This is a genomic window from Streptomyces sp. YGL11-2 (assembly GCF_050054615.1).
In the GTDB taxonomy this organism is placed as follows: Bacteria; Actinomycetota; Actinomycetes; order Streptomycetales; family Streptomycetaceae; genus Streptomyces.
In genome coordinates this window covers 214,373-234,283 of record NZ_JBNHIN010000001.1, presented here as the reverse complement: position 1 = coordinate 234,283, position 19,911 = coordinate 214,373, and the positions used below count along the sequence as shown (strand labels likewise).

The window sequence follows — 19,911 nt, the reverse complement described above, 5'->3', positions numbered from 1 at the left end:
GTACGGCTCGGAAGCGCGGCCCGGGACGACGCGGACCGCTGCCCCGTATTCGTGCCACGTGACGGCCCGGCTCTCCTGCCCCGGGCGGCAGGGTCACCCGGTCGACCTCCCCCGGCCCCCGCGCGCGGTCGCCGGTCCGCCGGGCGAAACGGCCCGCGAAAGCCCCCGAAAACGCCGTGTGACCCGGATCTCAGGCCAGAGCTCCCCGAAAAACCGCAGGTCAGGCGGGTAAGTACGGCCTTCCTTGCTAGCGGCGGAAGGCAATTCGCGCATAACTTCGAGGTGTTGAAGGGGAAAGTGCCGCCATCGGCCCACACCTCGCTGAAGGGAGCAGGTCCCGACATGTCCGTCATGGAGATCATGGATGCCGCCGCGCCGACACATGTGGCGCACCGCGACAATCACACCCACCGCGATGTGAACGGCGGCTGGCTGCGCCCCGCCGTCTTCGGTGCGATGGACGGCCTGGTGTCCAATCTCGCGCTGATGACGGGTGTCGCCGGCGGCGCGGTCTCGCAGCAGACGATCATCATCACCGGCCTCGCGGGGCTGGCGGCCGGTGCGTTCTCGATGGCCGCGGGGGAGTACACCTCGGTCGCCTCCCAGCGCGAGCTGGTGATGGCCGAGCTGGACGTCGAGCGGACCCAGCTGAGCAAGCACCCGAAGGACGAGCAGGACGAGCTGGCGGCGCTCTACGAGTCCCGCGGGGTGGAGCCGGAGCTCGCCCGGCAGGTCGCCGAGCAGCTGTCCCGCGACCCCGAGCAGGCGCTGGAGATCCACGCCCGCGAGGAATTGGGCATCGACCCGTCGGACCTTCCTTCTCCGACTGTCGCCGCCGTTTCCTCCTTCGGATCCTTTGCGCTCGGCGCTCTTCTTCCTCTCCTTCCTTATCTTTTGGGGGCCTCCTCTCTCTGGCTCGCGGTGCTGCTGGCGCTGGTCGGACTGTTCGGCTGCGGTGCCGTCGTGGCGCGGGTGACGGCCCGCTCGTGGTGGTTCAGCGGACTGCGCCAACTGGCTCTGGGCGGCGCCGCGGCGGGCGTGACCTACGGCCTGGGAGCGCTGTTCGGCACGGTCGTGAGCTGAGGCCCCGGAACGGGGAAGGGTTGACGTCCCCTACGGGTGACCGCATCATTACCGCGTTACTCAGCGGTTTCGGTTCGTTGACGGCCGGGCATAAGGCTCTGGCGTCGCGGGCAACGTCGCTCGCCGAACGCCGCCGTACGGGACGGCCCCGTTTCCGTCCGCGTCCCACTTGAGACTCACCGCATGCGCGGTGTCCGCATGTTGGAAGGCACTATCCGCTTTTCGAGAAGCGGGCCATCCTGTAACCTGCACGAAATTTCGCGGAGGGCCAACGTCGTCCCTCGGCAATGCCTTTGCCACGACGACGTTGGGAGAGCCGATGCGTTCCGCGTCCACGCACTCCGCGACCATCAGCAGCGCCAGCGCCGCCGCATGGTCGCCCATGGACGGGCGCCCCGCCCAGCAGGGGATGTACGACCCGCGTAACGAGCACGACGCCTGCGGCGTCGGCTTCGTGGCCACCCTCACCGGCGAGGCCAGCCACGCCCTGGTCGAACAGGCCCTGACCGTCCTGACGAACCTGGAGCACCGCGGTGCCACCGGCTCGGAGCCCGACTCGGGCGACGGTGCGGGCATCCTGCTCCAGGTGCCGGACGCGTTCCTGCGTGAGAACGTGACCTTCGAGCTCCCCGATGCCGGCGGCTACGCCGTCGGCATCGCCTTCCTGCCGTCCGACGCCCACGAAGCCGCCGAGGCCGTCTCACGGATCGAGACGATCGCCGGCGAAGAGGGCCTGGACGTCCTCGGCTGGCGGGTCGTCCCGGTCGCCCCCCAGCTGCTGGGCAACGGCGCCCGCGCCACCATGCCGGCCTTCTCCCAGCTGTTCGTCACTGATGGGGAGACCACCGGCCTGGCCCTGGACCGCAAGGCGTTCGCGCTCCGCAAGCGCGCCGAGCGCGAGGCGGGCGTCTACTTCCCGTCGCTCTCCGCCCGCACCATCGTCTACAAGGGCATGCTGACCACCGGCCAGCTGGAGCCCTTCTTCCCGGACCTGTCCGACCGCCGGTTCGCCACCGCCATCGCACTGGTCCACTCGCGGTTCTCCACCAACACCTTCCCGAGCTGGCCGCTCGCCCACCCGTACCGCTTCGTCGCCCACAACGGCGAGATCAACACGGTCAAGGGCAACCGCAACTGGATGCGCGCCCGCGAGTCCCAGCTGGCGTCGCGGCTCTTCGGCGGCGCGGACGCCGCACACGCCGAAAACGTCGAGCGGCTGTTCCCGGTCTGCACCCCGGACGCCTCCGACTCCGCCTCCTTCGACGAGGTCCTGGAGCTGCTGCACCTCGGCGGTCGCTCGCTGCCCCACTCGGTCCTGATGATGGTCCCCGAGGCGTGGGAGAACTCCACCGCCATGGACCCGGCCCGGCGGGCGTTCTACCAGTACCACTCCACGATGATGGAGCCCTGGGACGGCCCGGCCTGCGTGACCTTCACCGACGGCACCCAGGTCGGCGCGGTCCTCGACCGCAACGGTCTGCGCCCGGGCCGCTACTGGGTCACCGACGACGGCCTGGTCGTGCTCTCCTCCGAGGTCGGCGTCCTCGACATCGACCCGTCCAAGGTCGTCCGCAAGGGCCGCCTGCAGCCCGGCCGGATGTTCCTCGTCGACACCGCCGAGCACCGGATCATCGAGGACGACGAGATCAAGGCGCAGCTCGCGGCCGAGCACCCCTACCAGGAGTGGCTGGACGCCGGGCTGATCGACCTCGCCGACCTCCCCGAGCGCGAGCACATCGTGCACACCCACGCCTCGGTCACCCGCCGCCAGCAGACCTTCGGCTACACCGAGGAAGAGCTCCGGGTCATCCTCGCCCCGATGGCCAAGACCGGCGCAGAGCCGATCGGCTCCATGGGCACCGACTCGCCGATCGCCGCGCTCTCCGAGCGCCCCCGGCTGCTCTTCGACTACTTCACCCAGCTGTTCGCGCAGGTCACCAACCCGCCGCTGGACGCCATCCGGGAGGAGCTGGTCACCTCCCTCATCTCCTCCCTCGGCCCCCAGGGCAACCTCCTCGCGCCCACCGCGAGCTCCTGCCGCAGCGTGACCCTGCCGTTCCCGGTCATCGACAACGACGAGCTGGCCAAGCTCGTCCACATCAACGCCGACGGCGACATGGCCGGCATGAAGGCCGTGACCCTCTCCGGCCTCTACCGGGTCTCCGGCGGCGGTGAGTCGCTGGCCGCCCGGATCGAGGAAATCTGTGCCGAGGCCGACGCCGCCATCGCCGACGGCGCCCGGCTGATCGTGCTCTCCGACCGCCACTCCGACGCCGAGCACGCGCCGATCCCGTCGCTGCTGCTGACCGCCGCGGTCCACCACCACCTCATCGGCACCAAGACCCGCACCCAGGTCGGGCTGCTGGTCGAGGCCGGCGACGTCCGCGAGGTGCACCACGTCGCGCTGCTGATCGGCTTCGGTGCGGCGGCGGTCAACCCGTACCTGGCCATGGAGTCCGTCGAGGACCTGGTCCGGGCCGGGACGTTCCTGCCCGGCGTGGACGCCGACACCGCCATCAAGAACCTCATCAAGGCGCTCGGCAAGGGCGTCCTGAAGGTCATGTCCAAGATGGGCATCTCGACCGTCGCCTCCTACCGCGGCGCGCAGGTCTTCGAGGCCGTCGGCCTGGACGAGGAATTCGTCGCGAAGTACTTCCACGGCACCGCCACCAAGATCGGCGGCGCCGGCCTGGACGTCGTCGCCCAGGAGGTCGCGGCCCGGCACGCCAAGGGGTACCCGGCCTCCGGCATCGCCGCGACCCACCGCGCGCTGGAGATCGGCGGCGAGTACCAGTGGCGCCGCGAGGGCGAGCCGCACCTCTTCGACCCGGACACCGTCTTCCGGCTCCAGCACTCCACCCGTTCGCGCCGCTACGACATCTTCAAGCAGTACACCGAACGGGTGAATGGGCAGTCCGAGCGCCTGATGACGCTGCGCGGCCTGTTCTCCTTCGCCTCCGAGCGGCCCGCCGTCCCCCTGGACGAGGTCGAGCCGGCGTCCGAGATCGTCAAGCGCTTCTCCACCGGCGCGATGTCCTACGGGTCGATCTCCCGCGAGGCCCACGAGACCCTCGCGATCGCCATGAACCAGCTCGGCGGCAAGTCCAACACCGGCGAGGGCGGCGAGGACCCCGAGCGCCTCTACGACCCCGCGCGCCGCTCCGCGATCAAGCAGGTCGCCTCCGGCCGCTTCGGCGTGACCTCCGAGTACCTGGTCAACGCCGACGACATCCAGATCAAGATGGCCCAGGGCGCCAAGCCCGGCGAGGGCGGCCAGCTGCCCGGCCACAAGGTCTACCCCTGGGTCGCCAAGACCCGGCACTCCACCCCGGGCGTCGGCCTGATCTCACCGCCGCCGCACCACGACATCTACTCCATCGAGGACCTGGCTCAGCTGATCCACGACCTCAAGAACGCCAACCCGGCCGCCCGCATCCACGTGAAGCTGGTCTCCGAGGTCGGTGTCGGCACGGTCGCCGCGGGCGTCTCCAAGGCCCACGCGGACGTGGTCCTCATCTCCGGCCACGACGGCGGTACCGGCGCCTCGCCGCTCACCTCCCTCAAGCACGCCGGCGGTCCCTGGGAGCTGGGCCTGGCCGAGACGCAGCAAACGCTGCTGCTCAACGGCCTGCGCGACCGGATCGTGGTGCAGACCGACGGCCAGCTCAAGACCGGCCGGGACGTGATCATCGCGGCCCTGCTGGGTGCCGAGGAGTTCGGCTTCGCCACCGCCCCGCTGGTCGTCTCCGGCTGCGTGATGATGCGCGTCTGCCACCTGGACACCTGCCCGGTCGGCATCGCCACCCAGAACCCGACGCTGCGCGAGCGGTTCAACGGCAAGGCCGAGTACATCGTCAACTTCTTCGAGTTCATCGCCGAGGAGGTCCGCGAGCTCCTCGCCGAGCTGGGCTTCCGCAGCCTGGACGAGGCCATCGGCCGCGCCGAGATCCTCGACGTCGCCAGGGCCGTGGACCACTGGAAGGCGCAGGGCCTGGACCTGGCCCCGCTGCTGCACGTCCCCGAGCTGCCCGAGGGCGCTGTCCGCCACCAGGTCACCGTCCAGGACCACGGCCTGGCGAAGGCGCTGGACAACGAGCTGATCAGGCTCGCCGCGGACGCGCTGGCCGCGGACACCCCGGAGGCCGCCCAGCCGGTCCGCGCCCAGGTCGCGATCCGCAACATCAACCGGACCGTCGGCACCATGCTCGGCCACGAGGTCACCAAGAAGTTCGGCGGCGCGGGCCTGCCCGACGACACCGTCGACATCACCTTCACCGGCTCGGCCGGCCAGTCCTTCGGCGCGTTCCTGCCGCGCGGGGTCACCCTCCGCCTGGAGGGGGACGCCAACGACTACGTCGGCAAGGGCCTCTCCGGCGGCCGGGTCGTGGTCCGCCCGGACCGCGGCGCCGACCACCTCGCCGAGTACTCCACCATCGCGGGCAACACCCTCGCCTACGGCGCCACCGGCGGCGAACTGTTCCTGCGCGGCCGGGTCGGCGAGCGGTTCTGCGTCCGCAACTCCGGTGCCACGGTGGTCTCCGAGGGCGTCGGCGACCATGGCTGCGAGTACATGACCGGCGGCCGTGCGGTCGTCCTGGGCGAGACCGGGCGCAACTTCGCGGCCGGTATGTCCGGTGGCATCGCCTACGTCATCGACCTCGACCCGGACAACGTCAACAAGGAGCTGGCCGACGCGGTCCGCCCGCTCGACGACACCGACAAGCAGTGGCTGCACGACGTCGTGCGCCGCCACCAGGAGGAGACCGGCTCCACCGTCGCCGACAAGCTCCTCGCCGACTGGGACGCGGCGGCCGCCCGCTTCCGCAAGGTCGTCCCGGCCACCTACCAGGCAGTGCTCGCCGCCAAGGACGCCGCCGAGCGAGCCGGGCTCTCCGAGTCCGAGACCCACGAGAAGATGATGGAGGCGGCGACCCATGGCTGACCCCAAGGGCTTCCTGAACCACGGGCGCGAGATCGCCAAGACCCGCCCCGTCGAGGAACGCGTCAAGGACTGGAACGAGGTCTACCAGCCCGGCTCCCTGCTGCCGATCATCAGCAAGCAGGCGTCGCGCTGCATGGACTGCGGCATCCCCTTCTGCCACAACGGCTGTCCGCTCGGCAACCTCATCCCCGAGTGGAACGACTACGCCTACCGCGAGGACTGGACCGAGGCCAGCGAGCGGCTGCACGCGACCAACAACTTCCCGGAGTTCACCGGGCGGTTGTGCCCCGCGCCCTGCGAGGCGGCCTGTGTGCTGGGCATCAACCAGCAGCCGGTCACCATCAAGAACGTCGAGGTCTCCATCATCGACAAGGCGTGGGACGCCGGCGACGTCACCCCGCAGGCGCCCGAGCGCCTCTCCGGCAAGACCGTCGCCGTCATCGGCTCCGGCCCGGCCGGTCTGGCCGCCGCCCAGCAGCTGACCCGGGCCGGCCACACCGTGGCCGTGTACGAGCGGGCCGACCGCATCGGCGGTCTCCTCCGCTACGGCATCCCCGAGTTCAAGATGGAGAAGCGGCACATCAACCGCCGTATCGAGCAGATGCGCGCGGAGGGCACCAAGTTCCGTACGGAGGTGGAGATCGGCCGCGACATCGACGCCGCGAAGCTGCGCAGGCGCTACGACGCCGTGGTCATCGCCGCCGGCGCCACCACCTCCCGCGATCTGCCGGTGCCCGGCCGCGAGCTGAACGGCGTGCACTACGCCATGGAGTACCTGCCGCTCGCCAACAAGGTGCAGGAGGGCGACCTGACGGTCTCCCCGATCACCGCCGAGGGCAAGCACGTGGTCGTCATCGGCGGCGGCGACACCGGCGCGGACTGCGTCGGCACCGCCCACCGCCAGGGCGCCCTCTCGGTGACCCAGCTGGAGATCATGCCCAAGCCGGGCGAGGAGCGGAACCCGGGCCAGCCCTGGCCCACCTTCCCGATGCTCTACAAGGTCACCTCCGCGCACGAGGAGGGCGGCGAGCGGGTCTACTCCGTCTCCACCACCCACTTCGAGGGCGACGAGGACGGCAACGTCCAGTGGCTGCACCTGGTCGAGGTGGAGTTCAAGGACGGCAAGCTGGAGCAGAAGCCCGGCACCGAGCGGAAGATCCCGGCCCAGCTGGTCACCCTCGCGATGGGCTTCACCGGCACCGACCAGGAGAACGGCCTGGTCGAGCAGTTCGGCCTGGAGCTGGACGCCCGCGGCAACGTCGCCCGCGACGCAGACTTCGCCACCAACGTCCCCGGCGTGTACGTCGCCGGTGACGCCGGGCGCGGCCAGTCGTTGATCGTGTGGGCCATCGCCGAGGGCCGCTCCGCCGCCCGCGGCGTGGACCGCTTCCTCACCGGAGCCAGCGCCCTGCCGGCTCCGATCAAGCCGACGGACCGCGCACTGACCGTGTGAGCGGCCGTCACCCGATGTCCCGTACAACGTCGTACGGAGGCATGGGGACCGGGTGAATCCCGGGTCCCGTGTGCGGCGCCTGTCCCCTCCCCCGACCGGAGGGCAGGCGCCGCGCTCTTCTGTCCGGCACTTCTGGCCCGGCCACTGCCGCTACGCGTCCCGCTGGGCCGGGAAGCGCCGCCCCAACTGCCGCGCCAGCTCCCGTGCGGGCGCCGGTGCGGCCGGCGGCGGAGGCGTGCGCGGCGGCCGGAAATCGTGGACCGGCGGGCGCCAGGCCGAGACGTCGACGGTGCCGTCGCCCAGCGGCAGCACCCAGCGCGGGTCCGCGTGCACCCGCAGCACCTGCGCCTCGATCTGCGTCCACGCACCATCGGTCACCGTGCGCTCACCGACCCTGCGCGCCTCCAACTGCACGGGGCAGTGCGCCAGTCGGGGAGGCCGTACCAGCTCGGACGGTTCCGTCCAGGGCGCCTGCTCCGCGTCGGTCCCGCTGCCCGCCCCCTCCTCGGCCGCCGCCTCCTTCGGTGGGAGGTTGAAGACGACGTCCGGCCGTACGGCGAGATTCTGCGCGGTCCGCCCGCGGGACGGCAGCCAGACGCTCACCACCGGGCCGAGATCCCACCGGATCCGCAGCGTGACCAGCACGAACGTGCCGTCGTCGTTCTCCGTGGACAGCAGCGCCGGTACGACGGAACTGCTCTTCTCCAGCGCGGTTTTCATGCCCCTGAGGATAGAAGCCGGACGATTCGGTTCTCACCGAAGTGTTATATGTGATTACGCTCTGCACATGAACCGATGGGACGCCGATCACGAAAGCACCGCGGAGACCCCCGACCTGGCCGCTCTCGCGGCGCTGCTCGCGGACCGTACCCGTGCCGCCATCTGCATCGCCCTGCTCGACGGCGGCACCTGGACCGCCGGTGAACTGGCCGAATACGCCGGGGTCGCACCGTCCACCGCGACCGAGCACCTCAACCTCCTGGTCTCCGGCGGCCTGCTGGCCGAGGAGCGGCAGGGCCGGCGGCGCTATGTCCGGCTGGCCGGGCCGCACACCGCGGAGACGCTGGAGAACCTCGCCGGGCTGGCCCCGTACCGCCCGGTCAGGATCCGCTCGCTGGCCGAGGCCAACCACCGGCGGGCCCTGCACCACGCGCGCACCTGCTACGACCACATCGCCGGGGCGCTCGGTGTGGCCATCGCCGAAACGATGACCGAACGCGGGCTGCTGGCACGGGAGTACGGCCTGGTGCTCACCGCGGCCGGCGCCGACTGGCTGGCCGCCCTCGGCATCCCCGAGGCCGGGTACTCGCCGACCCACCGGGCGCACGTCCGCACCTGTCTCGACTGGACCTCGCGCCGCCAGCACCTCTCCGGCGCGGTCGGCGCGGCCCTCTACCGGCACGCGCTGGAGCACCGCTGGATCATCAAGGCCCCGGCCAGCCGCATCCTCGCGGTCACCGAGTCCGGGCGGGCCGCCTTCCGGGCGCAACTGGGGCTGCCCGCCGAGGTGCTGACGCCCACCCCGGCGGTGCTGCCGCCGCGCGCCCCGTGAACGGCGTCGGTCGCGCCGACGGGGCCGACGTGGCCGATGCGGTCGTTGCGCGGCCGCCGCCACCCGGCCGCGCGGGCGCCGTCGCGGACGTCACGGGGGCGGCGTCCTTCCCGGCCTCACCGGCGGCCCGGCCCCCCACCGGCCGGGCGCAGAGCGTCAACGGGGGCGCCCACCCCGCCCGTTGACGCCACGCACGTCAGGCGTCCGGGTCGACGAGGCGGGCCGGGAAGCCGCCGGTCGCGATCGGGCCCCAGCGCCGCGGCGTCACCCGGATCAGGGACTTGCCCTGCTTGCCCATGGCCGCGCGGTACTCGTCCCAGTCCGGGTGCTCGCCGGCGATGTTGCGGTAGTACTCGACCAGCGGCTCGATGGAGTCAGGGGCGTCGATCACCTCGGCCTCACCGTCGATCTGCACCCACGGGCCGTTCCACTCGTCGGACAGCACGAGCACGCTGACCGACGACACCCGGCGGGCGTTGCGCGCCTTGGCACGCTCCGGATACGTCGACATCACCAGCCGCCCGGAGTCGTCCACCCCGCAGGTCAGCGGCGAGCACTGCGGGGTGCCGTCGGAGCGGCGGGTGAGCAGGATCGCGCGGTGCCGGGGACGGACGAACTCCAGCAGGGCGGGCAGTTCGACGCGGGTGCTGGTGGCGATGGAAGGGCTCATGGCCACGAGCCTAGGACGTGGAGTGCACTCCCATGCCAACAGCCGGGTGCGGCAGGCCGCCTGTCAGCCCTTCAGCAGCTGCTTCCCGGTGGCCGCGTCCACGATCTTGCGGCCCGCCAGCGGGGTCTTCAGCCGCACCGTCACCTTGTCGGTGGCCAGCTGCTCGGTGCACATCCCCTTCGCGTTCTTCTTCCGGCCCCAGCCGGAGACCACCACCAGATCCCTCGACTCCAGGCTGCGGGCGCCGAAGTGGACGTCGCAGGCGCTGTGGCCGACGGTCACCGTGATCTCCCGTACGCCGGTGCCCTGCGGGCGGTCGGCGCCGGCCAGCGGGAGCAGCGCCTCCTGGCGGCCCGGCACGGGGGAGACCTTCGGCCAGTCCTGCACTATCTGGGCGGCCCGCCGGGCGAAGGCGTCCTGCGGCGCGGGCGGCGCCGCGGCACCCACCCGCTGCTCCCCCTTGGCGCAGCCGGAGAGCGCGACGGCGCCGGCCGCCGCCGCGGACAGGACCAGGGCGGTCGTACGGATGCGGGAGCGGGAACGGGTGCCGTGAGCGGCGTACTGCATGACATGCCTCCTTGGGTCGCCGATGGGACGCGGCAGCGGCACGACGGGTTCCGCCCGGGACCTCCACCGGGCGCTTTCGCCCTCCGCTCAATCCGCCCACGGCACAAAGCGGAGACGGGCCGGACGCGCGGCGGCTAGCGTCCCGGACATGGACGCAGCACTCACCCGGATCGGCCGGCACGTCTGGCAACTCCCCTTCCCCGTAGGGCACGTGTACCTCGTCGCGCTGCCCGGCGACGGCTACGCCGCGATCGACACCGGCATCCCCGGATCCGGCCCCGCCGTCCTCGGCGCCCTGGCCGAACTCGGTGCCCCACCCGCCGCGCTGCGGCAGATCGTGCTCACCCACTGCCACGTCGACCACATGGGATCGGCCGCCGAACTCGTCGACGCCACCGGCGCCCGGGTGCTGGCCGGCGCCCTGGACGCCCCGTACATCCGCGGCACCGCCCCCGAACCGCCGCCGGTCCTCGGCCCGGCCGAACAGCAGCTGCACGAAGGCATCATGGCGGGGCTCGCGGCCGGCGGGATGCCGCCGCTGCGCCACACCGAGGTCGACCGCGAGCTGCACGACGGCGACACCCTCGACGACTGGCACGAACCCGTACGGGTGCTGCACGTCCCCGGCCACACGCCGGGCGGTGTCGCGTTGCACCTCCCGGAGAGCCGGCTGCTCTTCCCCGGCGACATCATCGGCGCCGACCCGGACGGCGCGCATGCGGTCCTCGGGCCCATGAACGTCGAACGCGCCGTGGCCGTCGCGTCGTTCCGGCGGCTGGCGGCTCTGGAGGACCTCGACACGGTCTGCGTACCGCACGGCGGCCCGATCCGCTCCGGTGCCCGCGAGGTGCTGGCGGCGGCCACGCCCGAGGAGGACTGGCGCTGACCGGCCGGGCACGGGCGTGGCGGGCGGCCCGTCAGGAGGATTCGCGCGCCACGAGGCGGAAGGTGCCGAGCCGGTGGACCGAGGGCGCGGCGGCCGGGTCGCGGACGAGCCCGTCGACCAGCCCGGCGATCCGCTCCGGCGCGGTGATGTCGGCGCGGACGCTGGTCAGCCGGGGGCGCAGCAGCCGGGCCGCCAGCAGGTCGTCCGCGCCGACCACCGCGATCTGCTCCGGGGCGCCGCCGACGGCGTGGCCGGCGTCCTGGAGGGCCCGCATCAGCAGCATCGCGTACTCGTCGTTGTAGGCGAACACCGCGTCCAGGCCGAGCGCGGGCCAGGCGGCGGCGAGCCGGGCCGCGGACTCCTCGGTCAGGGCGAGGTCGAGCGGGCGCACCCCGGCGCCGGGGCAGCCGGCGGCCGCGGCCCGTACGCCGGCGAGCCGGGGCCCGGCGAAGGCGGCCAGGCCCCGCTCGGCCGGCCGCACCACGCCGATCCGCCGGCGGCCCCGCGCCAGCAGGTGCGCGCCGGCCAGGGCGCCGGCCTCCCGCTGGTCCAGGAGGAGGGCATGGGCACCGGGCGGCGCCTGGGCGCCGTGGGTGAGGACCGCCGCCGTGCCGGCGCGCCGCAGCAGGCCGACGGCGGGGGCGTCCAACGGCGGGCCGTGCAGGGCCAGTACGGCGGCGGGCCGCAGCTCGGCCCAGGCGCGGGCGGCGTCCACGGGGGAGGCGGCGGGCGCGCCGTGCAGCACACCGGTGTAGCCGAGGTGGTGCAGCGCGCTGTGGAACCCGGCCAGGAAGTGCGTGAAGAGGGGCCCGAAGGCGGGGACGGTGTCCGCCGGGGCGGCCATCAGGACGATGCTGCCGCGCCCGGCCCGCAGGCTGCGCGCCGCCGCGTGCGGGACGTACCCCAGCTCCTCGGCGGCGGCCCGGACCCGGGCCTGGGTGTGCGCCGCGACGCGCCCGGCGGCCCGCCCGTTCAGCACATACGAGACGGTGGCGCGGGAGACCCCGGCGCGGCGGGCAACGGCCGTGCTGGTCGGGGGAGTTGGGGTGGCCGGCGGTCTGGCGGGATCGGTCATGCTGCCGGGCATCCTCGCACAGGGGTGTGCGCCGGCGGTTCGCGGGCTCCGGGTACGGCCCTCGCGCGGTGACACGTGTAACGTCGGGCCCGGCCGCGCCGACCCCCGTCTATCGGACAGGCCCTGCGGCGCGAACCCGGCGAGAGGGGCACGGTATGCAGCTGCACACCCATGAATGGGGGACCGGCGACCGGATCGCGGTGCTGGTCCACGGGATCATGTCCGACCACCGCACCTGGCACCGGGTCGGCCCGGCCCTCGCCGGGCGGGGCTATCGCGTCATCGGCGTCGATCTGCGCGGCCACGGCCGCAGTCCGCGCGGTGAGTACAGCCCGGAGCTGTTCGCCGACGACCTCGTGGACACCCTGCCGGCCGGCGCCGACGTCGTCATCGGGCACTCGCTGGGCGGGCTGGCGCTGTCCCTGGCGGCCGAGCGGCTGCGGCCGGCACGCGCGGTCTACAGCGATCCGGCGTGGTCGCTGACCGAGGCGGCGCAGCCGGTCGATCCCGCGGTGTTCGTGACGTTCAAGCGGGCCGAGCGCACGCTGGTGCGGAACTTCAACCCGCGCTGGGACGACGCCGACGTCGACGTCGAACTGGCCACGCTCGCCGACTGGGACACCGGGTCGGCCCTGGCCCTGTCCGGGAAGCACCTGCGCGACCGGACGCCGCAGCGCCCGGTGGTCCCGTCGCTGGTGCAGATCGCGGGGGAGGGGTTCCTCTTCACCGAGGAGGCCGCGAAGGAGCTGACCGCCCGCGGTTTCGAGGTCCGTACGGTGCGGGGCGCGGGGCACACCATCCACCGGGACGACCTGGCGGGGTTCCTGGCCGGGCTGGAGGGCTGGATCTGACGGACAGCAGGGATTATTGACGTTACGTCAGTTATCGGCGGGCGTCAGGTGTCGCAGTCCAGAAGGGTTCCGCACAGGCCGCAGCGGGCCTGGAGCCGGCCGCGGACCGGGACGCGGATGCGCTGCCAGCAGGCCGGGCAGGGGAACGACACCCGCGCCGGCGGCCCGGCACCCGCCGCCGGTTCGAAGGCGTAGCCGTCGCCGGCGGCGGGCCCGGCGGTGCGCCCGCGCTCCTGGGCCCGCCGGCGGTCCTTGGCGTAACGGAGCCGGGCGGCCCAGCCGGCGGCGGCCAGCGGTGGGCGGCGGGCGTCCTGGCGGGCCCGCGCCCGCCCGGTGAGGTACGCCTCGTACGCCTGCGGGCTGGTGAACCACGGCGCCGGGTCCTCGTCGAAGAACTCGGCGCGCTTGGCGAGGACGTAGCCGAACTCCTCCGGCGTCAGGTACCCGAGCTTCTGCGAGAACGGGCCGTGTTCGCGGTAGGCGTCCAGCAGCAGCCAGCCGGCGCCGAGGTAGGTGGTGGCGGTGTCGGTGAGGATCTCGTTGTCGCGGGTGCCGGGGAATGACAGGTCGAGCCGGTGCAGGTAGACGTGCGTCACCTCGTGGGCCAGGGCGGCGCCGATGTCCTTGCGGTGCTTCTTGAACCGCTCGTTGAGCTCGACGAAGTACTCGGGGCCCGCGGTCAGTTCGACATGGGCGGCGTGCTCCATCTCGCGGAAGGTGATCACGATCCGGGCGTCCGGCAGCCGCAGCTGGTGGACCATGGCACGGGCGACGCGCTGGGCGCCCAGGTGGATGTCCTCGGTGTCGTCGAAGGCGACGTCGACCGGCAGCACGCTGGTGCCGAAGGCTCCGACCGTGTCGCGGGAGAGGCGTCTGAAGAGGGCCGTGAGGGCCGCCCGGACCGTGTCGAGATGGGGGAATCCGTGCTGGATGTCGCTGCCGCCGCTGGCCATCCGGCCACTGTACGGCCCGTCGGGCGCGCCGGGCGCGGTCCGTACGGGGTGGGCGCGGTGCGGGAGTTGGCCGGATGTTGACCCTTGTCACTCCCTTCCCGCACTCCACATAATCGCAGGGCGCTTTACGGGTTCATTGCCAACGGGCCCGGATGCTCCGCGCTGCGCTGCCGTTCTTCCCGTTCCCTTTTGCGGTGCATATGCCTGTGTCCAGGGTTGGCATGAGCCTGTCATGACGCTAACCCCCCACGAAAGGACACCCGTTGCGCACCTCCCCGAAGCACCTCGGAAGAACCACCGCCGCCGGCGCGATCGCCCTGGCGGCCCTCAGCCTCCAGCCGGGCACCGCCTCCGCCGCGCCCGCGCCCGACCCCACCGGCTCCGTGCACGCCGACGTCGTCGGCGGCACCAGGGCGGCCCAGGGCGAATTCCCCTTCATGGTCCGGCTGTCGATGGGCTGCGGCGGCGCCCTCTACACCAAGGACATCGTGCTCACCGCCGCCCACTGCGTCGACGGCAGCGGCCCCGACACCTCCATCACCGCCACCGCAGGAGTCGTCGACCTCCAGGACCCCGCCGCCGTCAAGACCAACTCCACCCAGGTCCTCCAAGCCCCCGGCTACAACGGCAAGGGCAAGGACTGGGCGCTCATCAGACTCGCCAAGCCGATGGACCGGCCCACCCTGAAGATCGCCGAGGACAACCGGCTCACCAACGGCGACTTCACCATCGCCGGCTGGGGCGCCGACAAGGAAGGCGGCGACCAGCAGCGCTACCTCCTCAAGGCGACCGTGCCGTTCGTCGACGACGCCGCCTGCCGGAAGGCGTACGGCGACGCCCTCACCCCCGGTGAGGAGATCTGCGCCGGCAAGCTGGACACCGGCGGCACCGACAGCTGCCAGGGCGACTCCGGCGGGCCGATGTTCCGCAAGGACGACACCGGCCAGTGGCTCCAGGTCGGCATCGTCTCCTGGGGCGAGGGCTGTGCCCGGCCCGGCAAGCCCGGGGTGTACAGCCAGGTGAGCGCCTTCGCGGCGAACATCAAGAAGGCCGCCGCCCAGCTCGGCGGCTGAACCGGCCGCCGGCCGGCGCCCGCCGGGGGCCGGGGACGCGCGCTCCCCGGCCCCCGCGCGGCGCCGTTGCGCCATCCGCCGCTGTGCTTGCGGGCCCCGTCCGCCGCGGTTCCGATGGAGCCATGCCGATCAGCGTGGTCATCGCCGACGACCAGGAGATGGTCCGGACGGGATTCCGGATGATCCTGGAGAGCCAGCCCGACATCGACGTCCTCGACGACGTCGTCGACGGCGCGGCGGCCCTCGAAGCCGTCGAGCGGCTGCACCCCGACGTGCTGCTGCTCGACATCCGGATGCCCGGCCTCGACGGCCTGGAGGTCACCCGCCGGCTCGCCGAGCGCGCCGCCGCCCACCCCGAATACGGGGAACGGCCGCGGATCGTCATCGTCACCACCTTCGACCTCGACGAGTACATCCACGCCGCGCTCCGCGGCGGCGCCTGCGGCTTCCTCCTCAAGGACGCCAGCCCCGCCATGCTCGTCGAGGGCGTCCGCGCCGCCGCCGTCGGCGACTCGCTGGTCTCGCCCGCCATCACCCTGCGGCTGCTGCGCGAGTTGACCCCGGCCACCGGGCGGGGCGGCTGCGCCCGGCAGCCGTCCGAGCCGCTCACCGAGCGCGAGGAGGACGTCGTCCGCGCGCTGGCGAGCGGCCGGACCAACGCCGAGATCGCCGCCGAGCTGCTCGTCTCGCTGTCCACCATCACGTCACATCTGGCGAACGTGCAGACCAAGCTGGCCGCCCGCAACCGGGTCGAGATCGCCGCCTGGGCCTGGGAGACCGGGCTGGCCACGGGCGGACCGTGACCGGCCGGACCGCCGGCCGCCGCGGCGGACCGCCCGGATGAGCCCGACGACCGGGTGGGCCGCGGAACACCCCCGCAAGGCCGTCGCCGCCAAGGCCGCGCTCGCCGCGGTGCTGCTCTTCCTGGTCGGCGTCGAGTCGCTGGTCCTGGCCCGGCAGCCCACCCACCCGTACGCGGTCGTGGTCGCCGCCGCCGTCATCGTGTGCCTGTGCGCGGTGCCCTACCGCTGGTTCCCGCTGGCCGTACGGGCCTGGACGGCCGCCACGGTCTCGCTGGCCGCGTCCGCGGTGCTGATCGCCGGGCAGCACGCGCTGAAGGTGTGGGGCCTGGGCGAGGGCCTCGCCCTGCTGGTCCTGCTGACCGCCGTGGTGCACCGGGCCCCCGGCCGCACCGCCGCCGTCCTCGGGCCCATGCTGGGCCTGGCCTGCGTCCTCGCCCCCATGCGGGACATCCGCCTGGGCGCCTTCACCGTCCTCTACGGCGTACTGACCGTGGTCGTCGCCGCCTACTCGATGATCCTGCGCTGGCAGGACGCCCAGCGGCTGCGCGACCTGTCCGCGGTACGCGCCGCCGAACGCCTGGAACTGGCCAGGGAGTTGCACGACGTGGTCGCCCACCACGTCACCGGCATCGTCGTCCAGGCCCGCGCCGCCCGCTTCACCGCCCTGGACGGGACGCGGTCCGGCGCCGCCTTCGAACGCATCGAGACCGCCGGCGGCGAGGCGCTGGGCGCGATGCGCCGGCTGGTACGGGTGCTGCGCGAGGGCGAGGCCCGCAACCAGCCCGTCGCCGGGATCGCCGAGGTGCGCGCCCTGACCGAGGCGTTCGCCCGGACCGGCCCGCCCGTCGTGCTGTCCGTCGAGCCGGGGCTGGCCGCGACCCTGCCCGCCGAGGTGGCCGCCGCCGTCTACCGCATCGTGCGCGAGGCGCTGACCAACATCCGCAAGCACGCCGCCGGCGCCACCGCCGTACGGATCGCCCTGCACACCGCCCCCGACGGCGCCGCACTGCGCATCGCCGACGACGGCGGCCACCCGGCGCGGCTCTCCGAACAGGCCGGCGGCGGTGGCTTCGGCCTGGCCGGACTCACCGAGCGGGCCGAGGCGCTGGGCGGCACCCTGACCGCCGGGCCGGCGCCCGAAGGCGGCTGGGAGATCGTCGCCGTACTGCCGCTGGACGGCACCGCGGACGACTGACGCCGCCCCGCACGGCCCCCGCCGCGACCCCGCACGCCTCGACCCCGCACGCCGCCGCCCCGGCGGCCGGTACCGCCCCGGCGGCGCCCGCCCGGCCCGCCCAAACCCCTGTGCCGTCCCCACCGGCCGTGCGGCAGCATGACTCCATGCCCGTACTGCAGCGCGCCGACGCGCAATCCCGAGCCCGGCTCATCGACGTCCAGCGTTACGACATCGCCCTCGATCTCACCCAGGGCGACGAGCAGTTCACCTCCCGCACCACCGTGCACTTCACCGCCCGCGAACCCGGCGACACCTTCGTCGAGATCCGCCCCGACACCCTCCACACCGCCACCCTCGACGGCCACCCCCTCGACCCCGCCACCCTCGACGACAACCGCCTCCCCCTCACCGGCCTCACCCCCGGCCCCCACGAACTCCGCCTCCACGCCACCATGCGCTACTCCCGCACCGGCGAAGGCATGCACCGCTTCACCGACCCCGCCGACGGCGAGAGCTACGCCTACACCCAGCTCTTCATGGACGACATCCAGCGCGTCTTCGGCGCTTTCGACCAGCCCGACCTGAAGGCCGTCTTCGCGCTCACCGTCACCGCCCCGCCCACCTGGACCGTCCTGGCCAACGCCCGCACCGAGCAGCAGGCCGACGGCACCTGGACAGCCGCCCCCACCCCCCGCATCAGCACCTACCTCGTCGCCGTCGCCGCCGGCCCCTGGCACTCCGTCCGCACCGAGCACGCCGGCCTCCCCTTCGGCATCCACTGCCGCCGCTCCCTCGCCCCCCACCTCGACGCCGACGCCGACGAGATCCTCGACCTCACCCGCCGCTGCTACGACCGCTACCACCAGATCTTCGAAGAGCCCTACCCCTTCGACTCCTACGACCAGGCATTCGTCCCCGAGTTCAACGCCGGCGCCATGGAGAACCCCGGCCTGGTCACCTTCCGCGACGAGTTCGTCTACCGCTCCGCCGTCACCGACACCGAACGCCAGACCCGCGGCATGGTCATCGCCCACGAGATGGCCCACATGTGGTTCGGCGACCTGGTCACCCTCCAGTGGTGGGACGACATCTGGCTGAACGAGTCCTTCGCCGAATACATGGGCTACCAGGTCCTGTCCGAAGCCACCCGCTTCACCGACACCTGGACCGACTTCGCCATCGCCCGCAAGGGCTGGGGCTACGACGCCGACCAACGGCCCTCCACCCACCCCGTCGCCCCCACCCCCGAAGACGTCCCCGACACCGCCTCCGCACTCCTCAACTTCGACGGCATCTCCTACGCCAAGGGCGCCTCCGCACTCCGCCAACTCGTCGCCTGGATGGGGGAGAAGGACTTCCTCGCCGGCATCAACGACCACTTCGCCCGGCACCGCTTCGGCAACGCCACCCTCGCCGACTTCCTCGACTCCCTGGCCCGCGCCACCGACCGCGACGTCCACGCCTGGGCCGCCCGCTGGCTGCGCACCACCGGCGTCGACACCCTCACCCCGGCCACCGCCGAGGACCGCGACACCTGGCACCTGGACATCACCCACACCGGCAGCCGCCCGCACCGCATCGCCGTCGGCACCTACGACCCCGACCCCGCCGACACCGGCCGGCTCACCCTGCGCGACCGCTTCGAGGTGGACATCCCGCAGCAGGAAGGGCGGACCCGCCGGACGTTCCCCCGGCCCGCCCCGGCCCTCGTCGTCCTCAACGACGGCGACCTGACCTACGCCAAGGTCCGCTTCGACACGGCGTCCTGGCAGACCGCCGCCCGTTCCCTCTCCGGACTGCCCGACCCGCTCACCCGCGCCGTCGTGTGGAACGCCGCCCGCGACATGGTCCGCGACGGTCAACTCCCGCCCGCCGCCTACCTGGACGCGGCCCGCGACCACCTCCCGCACGAGACCGACCTGGCCATCGTCCAGGGCGTCCTCGCCTTCGCCCGCACCCAGATCGCCGACCGCTACCTCCCCCTCGCCGACCGCCACACCGCCCTCGCCACCCTCACCGGCATCAGCCGCGACCTGCTGCGCCACACCGAAGGCCCCGCGAACGGCACCGGAGCGGGCCTGCGCCTCACCGCGGTACGCACCCTCATCGACAGCGCCACCAGCCACGAAGGCATCCAGGAGTGGCTCGACGACGGCAGCGTCCCCGGCGGCCCCGACCTCGACCACGAACTGCGCTGGCGCATCCTCGCCCGGCTCGCCGCACTCGGCGCCGCCCCCCTCGTCGAACTCCGCGACACCATCGACGCGGAACTCGCCCGCGACCAGAGCGCCACCGGCCGCGAAGGCGCCGCCCGCTGCCACGCGGCCCTCCCCGACCCCGCCGCCAAACAGGCCGCCTGGAACGCCCTGTTCACCACCGGCGACGAAGCCACCGACGGCAGCGAAACCGGCGCGCCCGCCGAAGCCGCCGAACCCGCCGAACCCGCAGAGCTTTCAGAGCTCGCAGAGCTTTCCAATTACCTCTTCACCGCGACCGCCACCGGCTTCTGGGCCCCCGAACAACACGACCTGCTCCGCCCCTACGTGGCCCGCTACTTCGCCGCGGTCCCCGCCCTCGCCGCCCGCCGCGGCCCCGCCCTCGCCAAGGCCGCCGGCCGCTACGCGTTCCCCGCCACGTTCGTCGAGGAGGAGACCCTCCGGCTCGGCGAGCGCTGCCTCGCCGACGCCGACCCCACCCCCGCCCTGCGCCGCACCCTCGCCGACCAACTGGACGACCTGCGCCGGGCGTTGCACGTCAGGGAAGCCGCCGCACAGCGGTAGGGCCCACGCGGTGGGGCGGGGCCGGAAAGCCCCAGCCCCACCGCAC

General features: G+C 73.1%; 15 protein-coding genes. 10 read left to right on the top strand and 5 right to left on the bottom strand.

Annotated features, from left to right (window positions below):
• Window positions 1–351 precede the first annotated feature (351 nt).
• The 3 genes from ACO1BR_RS01045 (at window position 352) to ACO1BR_RS01035 (ending at window position 7,478) form a co-directional block, all read left to right on the top strand.
• A complete protein-coding gene (locus ACO1BR_RS01045; RefSeq protein ID WP_426793322.1) occupies window positions 352–1,083 on the top strand; it encodes a VIT1/CCC1 transporter family protein in 732 nt (243 codons plus the stop codon).
• 319 nt (window positions 1,084–1,402) lie between these two features.
• Window positions 1,403–6,025 (top strand): glutamate synthase large subunit, encoded by a 4,623-nt coding sequence (gene gltB, locus ACO1BR_RS01040; protein ID WP_426793098.1) that lies wholly within the window; start codon window positions 1,403–1,405, stop codon window positions 6,023–6,025.
• Window positions 6,018–7,478 carry a glutamate synthase subunit beta gene (locus tag ACO1BR_RS01035; protein ID WP_426793097.1) on the top strand — a complete coding sequence of 487 codons (1,461 nt, stop codon included), beginning with the start codon at window positions 6,018–6,020 and terminating at the stop codon, window positions 7,476–7,478. Before gltB ends, ACO1BR_RS01035 begins: the two co-directional genes overlap by 8 nt.
• Before the next feature lie 150 nt (window positions 7,479–7,628).
• Here ACO1BR_RS01035 and ACO1BR_RS01030 read toward each other — a convergent pair whose 3' ends face one another.
• On the bottom strand, window positions 7,629–8,198 hold the full coding sequence (locus tag ACO1BR_RS01030; protein WP_159504367.1) for a hypothetical protein: 570 nt from the start codon (window positions 8,196–8,198) through the stop codon (window positions 7,629–7,631).
• A 67-nt stretch (window positions 8,199–8,265) separates the two neighbouring features.
• Here ACO1BR_RS01030 and ACO1BR_RS01025 point away from each other — a divergent pair, with 67 nt between their 5' ends.
• Window positions 8,266–9,030 carry an ArsR/SmtB family transcription factor gene (locus ACO1BR_RS01025; protein WP_426793096.1) on the top strand — a complete coding sequence of 255 codons (765 nt, stop codon included), beginning with the start codon at window positions 8,266–8,268 and terminating at the stop codon, window positions 9,028–9,030.
• Window positions 9,031–9,226: 196 nt separating this feature from the next.
• Here ACO1BR_RS01025 and ACO1BR_RS01020 read toward each other — a convergent pair whose 3' ends face one another.
• Window positions 9,227–9,700 carry a PPOX class F420-dependent oxidoreductase gene (locus ACO1BR_RS01020; RefSeq protein WP_426793095.1) on the bottom strand — a complete coding sequence of 158 codons (474 nt, stop codon included), beginning with the start codon at window positions 9,698–9,700 and terminating at the stop codon, window positions 9,227–9,229.
• Between the two features lie 63 nt (window positions 9,701–9,763).
• Entirely contained in the window at window positions 9,764–10,267 is a 504-nt protein-coding gene (locus ACO1BR_RS01015; RefSeq protein ID WP_426793094.1) for a hypothetical protein, read from the bottom strand.
• Between the two features lie 148 nt (window positions 10,268–10,415).
• Between ACO1BR_RS01015 and ACO1BR_RS01010 the strand changes: the two genes are divergently transcribed.
• Window positions 10,416–11,153, top strand: a complete 738-nt coding sequence (locus tag ACO1BR_RS01010) for an MBL fold metallo-hydrolase (RefSeq protein WP_426793093.1) — start codon at window positions 10,416–10,418, stop codon at window positions 11,151–11,153.
• 31 nt (window positions 11,154–11,184) lie between these two features.
• Here the strand turns inward: ACO1BR_RS01010 and ACO1BR_RS01005 are convergent, their stop codons facing one another.
• On the bottom strand, window positions 11,185–12,228 hold the full coding sequence (locus ACO1BR_RS01005; RefSeq protein WP_426793092.1) for a LacI family DNA-binding transcriptional regulator: 1,044 nt from the start codon (window positions 12,226–12,228) through the stop codon (window positions 11,185–11,187).
• Window positions 12,229–12,383: 155 nt separating this feature from the next.
• Between ACO1BR_RS01005 and ACO1BR_RS01000 the strand changes: the two genes are divergently transcribed.
• Entirely contained in the window at window positions 12,384–13,079 is a 696-nt protein-coding gene (locus ACO1BR_RS01000) for an alpha/beta fold hydrolase (RefSeq protein ID WP_426793091.1), read from the top strand.
• Window positions 13,080–13,123: 44 nt separating this feature from the next.
• Here the strand turns inward: ACO1BR_RS01000 and ACO1BR_RS00995 are convergent, their stop codons facing one another.
• Complete coding sequence (locus ACO1BR_RS00995; RefSeq protein ID WP_426793090.1) at window positions 13,124–14,032, bottom strand: hypothetical protein; 909 nt, start codon at window positions 14,030–14,032, stop codon at window positions 13,124–13,126.
• Between the two features lie 263 nt (window positions 14,033–14,295).
• Between ACO1BR_RS00995 and ACO1BR_RS00990 the strand changes: the two genes are divergently transcribed.
• From ACO1BR_RS00990 to pepN, 4 genes are all read left to right on the top strand, one after another.
• A complete protein-coding gene (locus tag ACO1BR_RS00990) occupies window positions 14,296–15,105 on the top strand; it encodes a S1 family peptidase (RefSeq protein ID WP_426793089.1) in 810 nt (269 codons plus the stop codon).
• A 122-nt stretch (window positions 15,106–15,227) separates the two neighbouring features.
• A complete protein-coding gene (locus ACO1BR_RS00985) occupies window positions 15,228–15,908 on the top strand; it encodes a response regulator (protein WP_426793088.1) in 681 nt (226 codons plus the stop codon).
• 37 nt (window positions 15,909–15,945) lie between these two features.
• A complete protein-coding gene (locus ACO1BR_RS00980) occupies window positions 15,946–17,103 on the top strand; it encodes a sensor histidine kinase (protein ID WP_426793087.1) in 1,158 nt (385 codons plus the stop codon).
• 146 nt (window positions 17,104–17,249) lie between these two features.
• Window positions 17,250–19,865: an aminopeptidase N gene (gene pepN / locus ACO1BR_RS00975; RefSeq protein ID WP_426793086.1), complete on the top strand. Its 2,616-nt coding sequence runs from the start codon at window positions 17,250–17,252 to the stop codon at window positions 19,863–19,865.
• Window positions 19,866–19,911 lie beyond the last annotated feature (46 nt).

What these genes read in the sequence shown, in the direction of transcription:
- ACO1BR_RS00995 (WP_426793090.1), bottom strand. Translation starts at nt 14,032, where the DNA reads ATGGCCAGCGGCGGCAGCGACATCCAGCACGGATTCCCCCATCTCGAC.
- gltB (WP_426793098.1), top strand. Translation starts at nt 1,403, where the DNA reads ATGCGTTCCGCGTCCACGCACTCCGCGACCATCAGCAGCGCCAGCGCC.
- ACO1BR_RS01010 (WP_426793093.1), top strand. Translation starts at nt 10,416, where the DNA reads ATGGACGCAGCACTCACCCGGATCGGCCGGCACGTCTGGCAACTCCCC.
- ACO1BR_RS01030 (WP_159504367.1), bottom strand. Translation starts at nt 8,198, where the DNA reads ATGAAAACCGCGCTGGAGAAGAGCAGTTCCGTCGTACCGGCGCTGCTG.
- ACO1BR_RS01035 (WP_426793097.1), top strand. Translation starts at nt 6,018, where the DNA reads ATGGCTGACCCCAAGGGCTTCCTGAACCACGGGCGCGAGATCGCCAAG.
- ACO1BR_RS01000 (WP_426793091.1), top strand. Translation starts at nt 12,384, where the DNA reads ATGCAGCTGCACACCCATGAATGGGGGACCGGCGACCGGATCGCGGTG.
- ACO1BR_RS01015 (WP_426793094.1), bottom strand. Translation starts at nt 10,267, where the DNA reads ATGCAGTACGCCGCTCACGGCACCCGTTCCCGCTCCCGCATCCGTACG.
- ACO1BR_RS00980 (WP_426793087.1), top strand. Translation starts at nt 15,946, where the DNA reads ATGAGCCCGACGACCGGGTGGGCCGCGGAACACCCCCGCAAGGCCGTC.
- ACO1BR_RS01005 (WP_426793092.1), bottom strand. Translation starts at nt 12,228, where the DNA reads ATGACCGATCCCGCCAGACCGCCGGCCACCCCAACTCCCCCGACCAGC.
- ACO1BR_RS00985 (WP_426793088.1), top strand. Translation starts at nt 15,228, where the DNA reads ATGCCGATCAGCGTGGTCATCGCCGACGACCAGGAGATGGTCCGGACG.
- pepN (WP_426793086.1), top strand. Translation starts at nt 17,250, where the DNA reads ATGCCCGTACTGCAGCGCGCCGACGCGCAATCCCGAGCCCGGCTCATC.
- ACO1BR_RS01045 (WP_426793322.1), top strand. Translation starts at nt 352, where the DNA reads ATGGAGATCATGGATGCCGCCGCGCCGACACATGTGGCGCACCGCGAC.
- ACO1BR_RS01025 (WP_426793096.1), top strand. Translation starts at nt 8,266, where the DNA reads ATGAACCGATGGGACGCCGATCACGAAAGCACCGCGGAGACCCCCGAC.
- ACO1BR_RS01020 (WP_426793095.1), bottom strand. Translation starts at nt 9,700, where the DNA reads ATGAGCCCTTCCATCGCCACCAGCACCCGCGTCGAACTGCCCGCCCTG.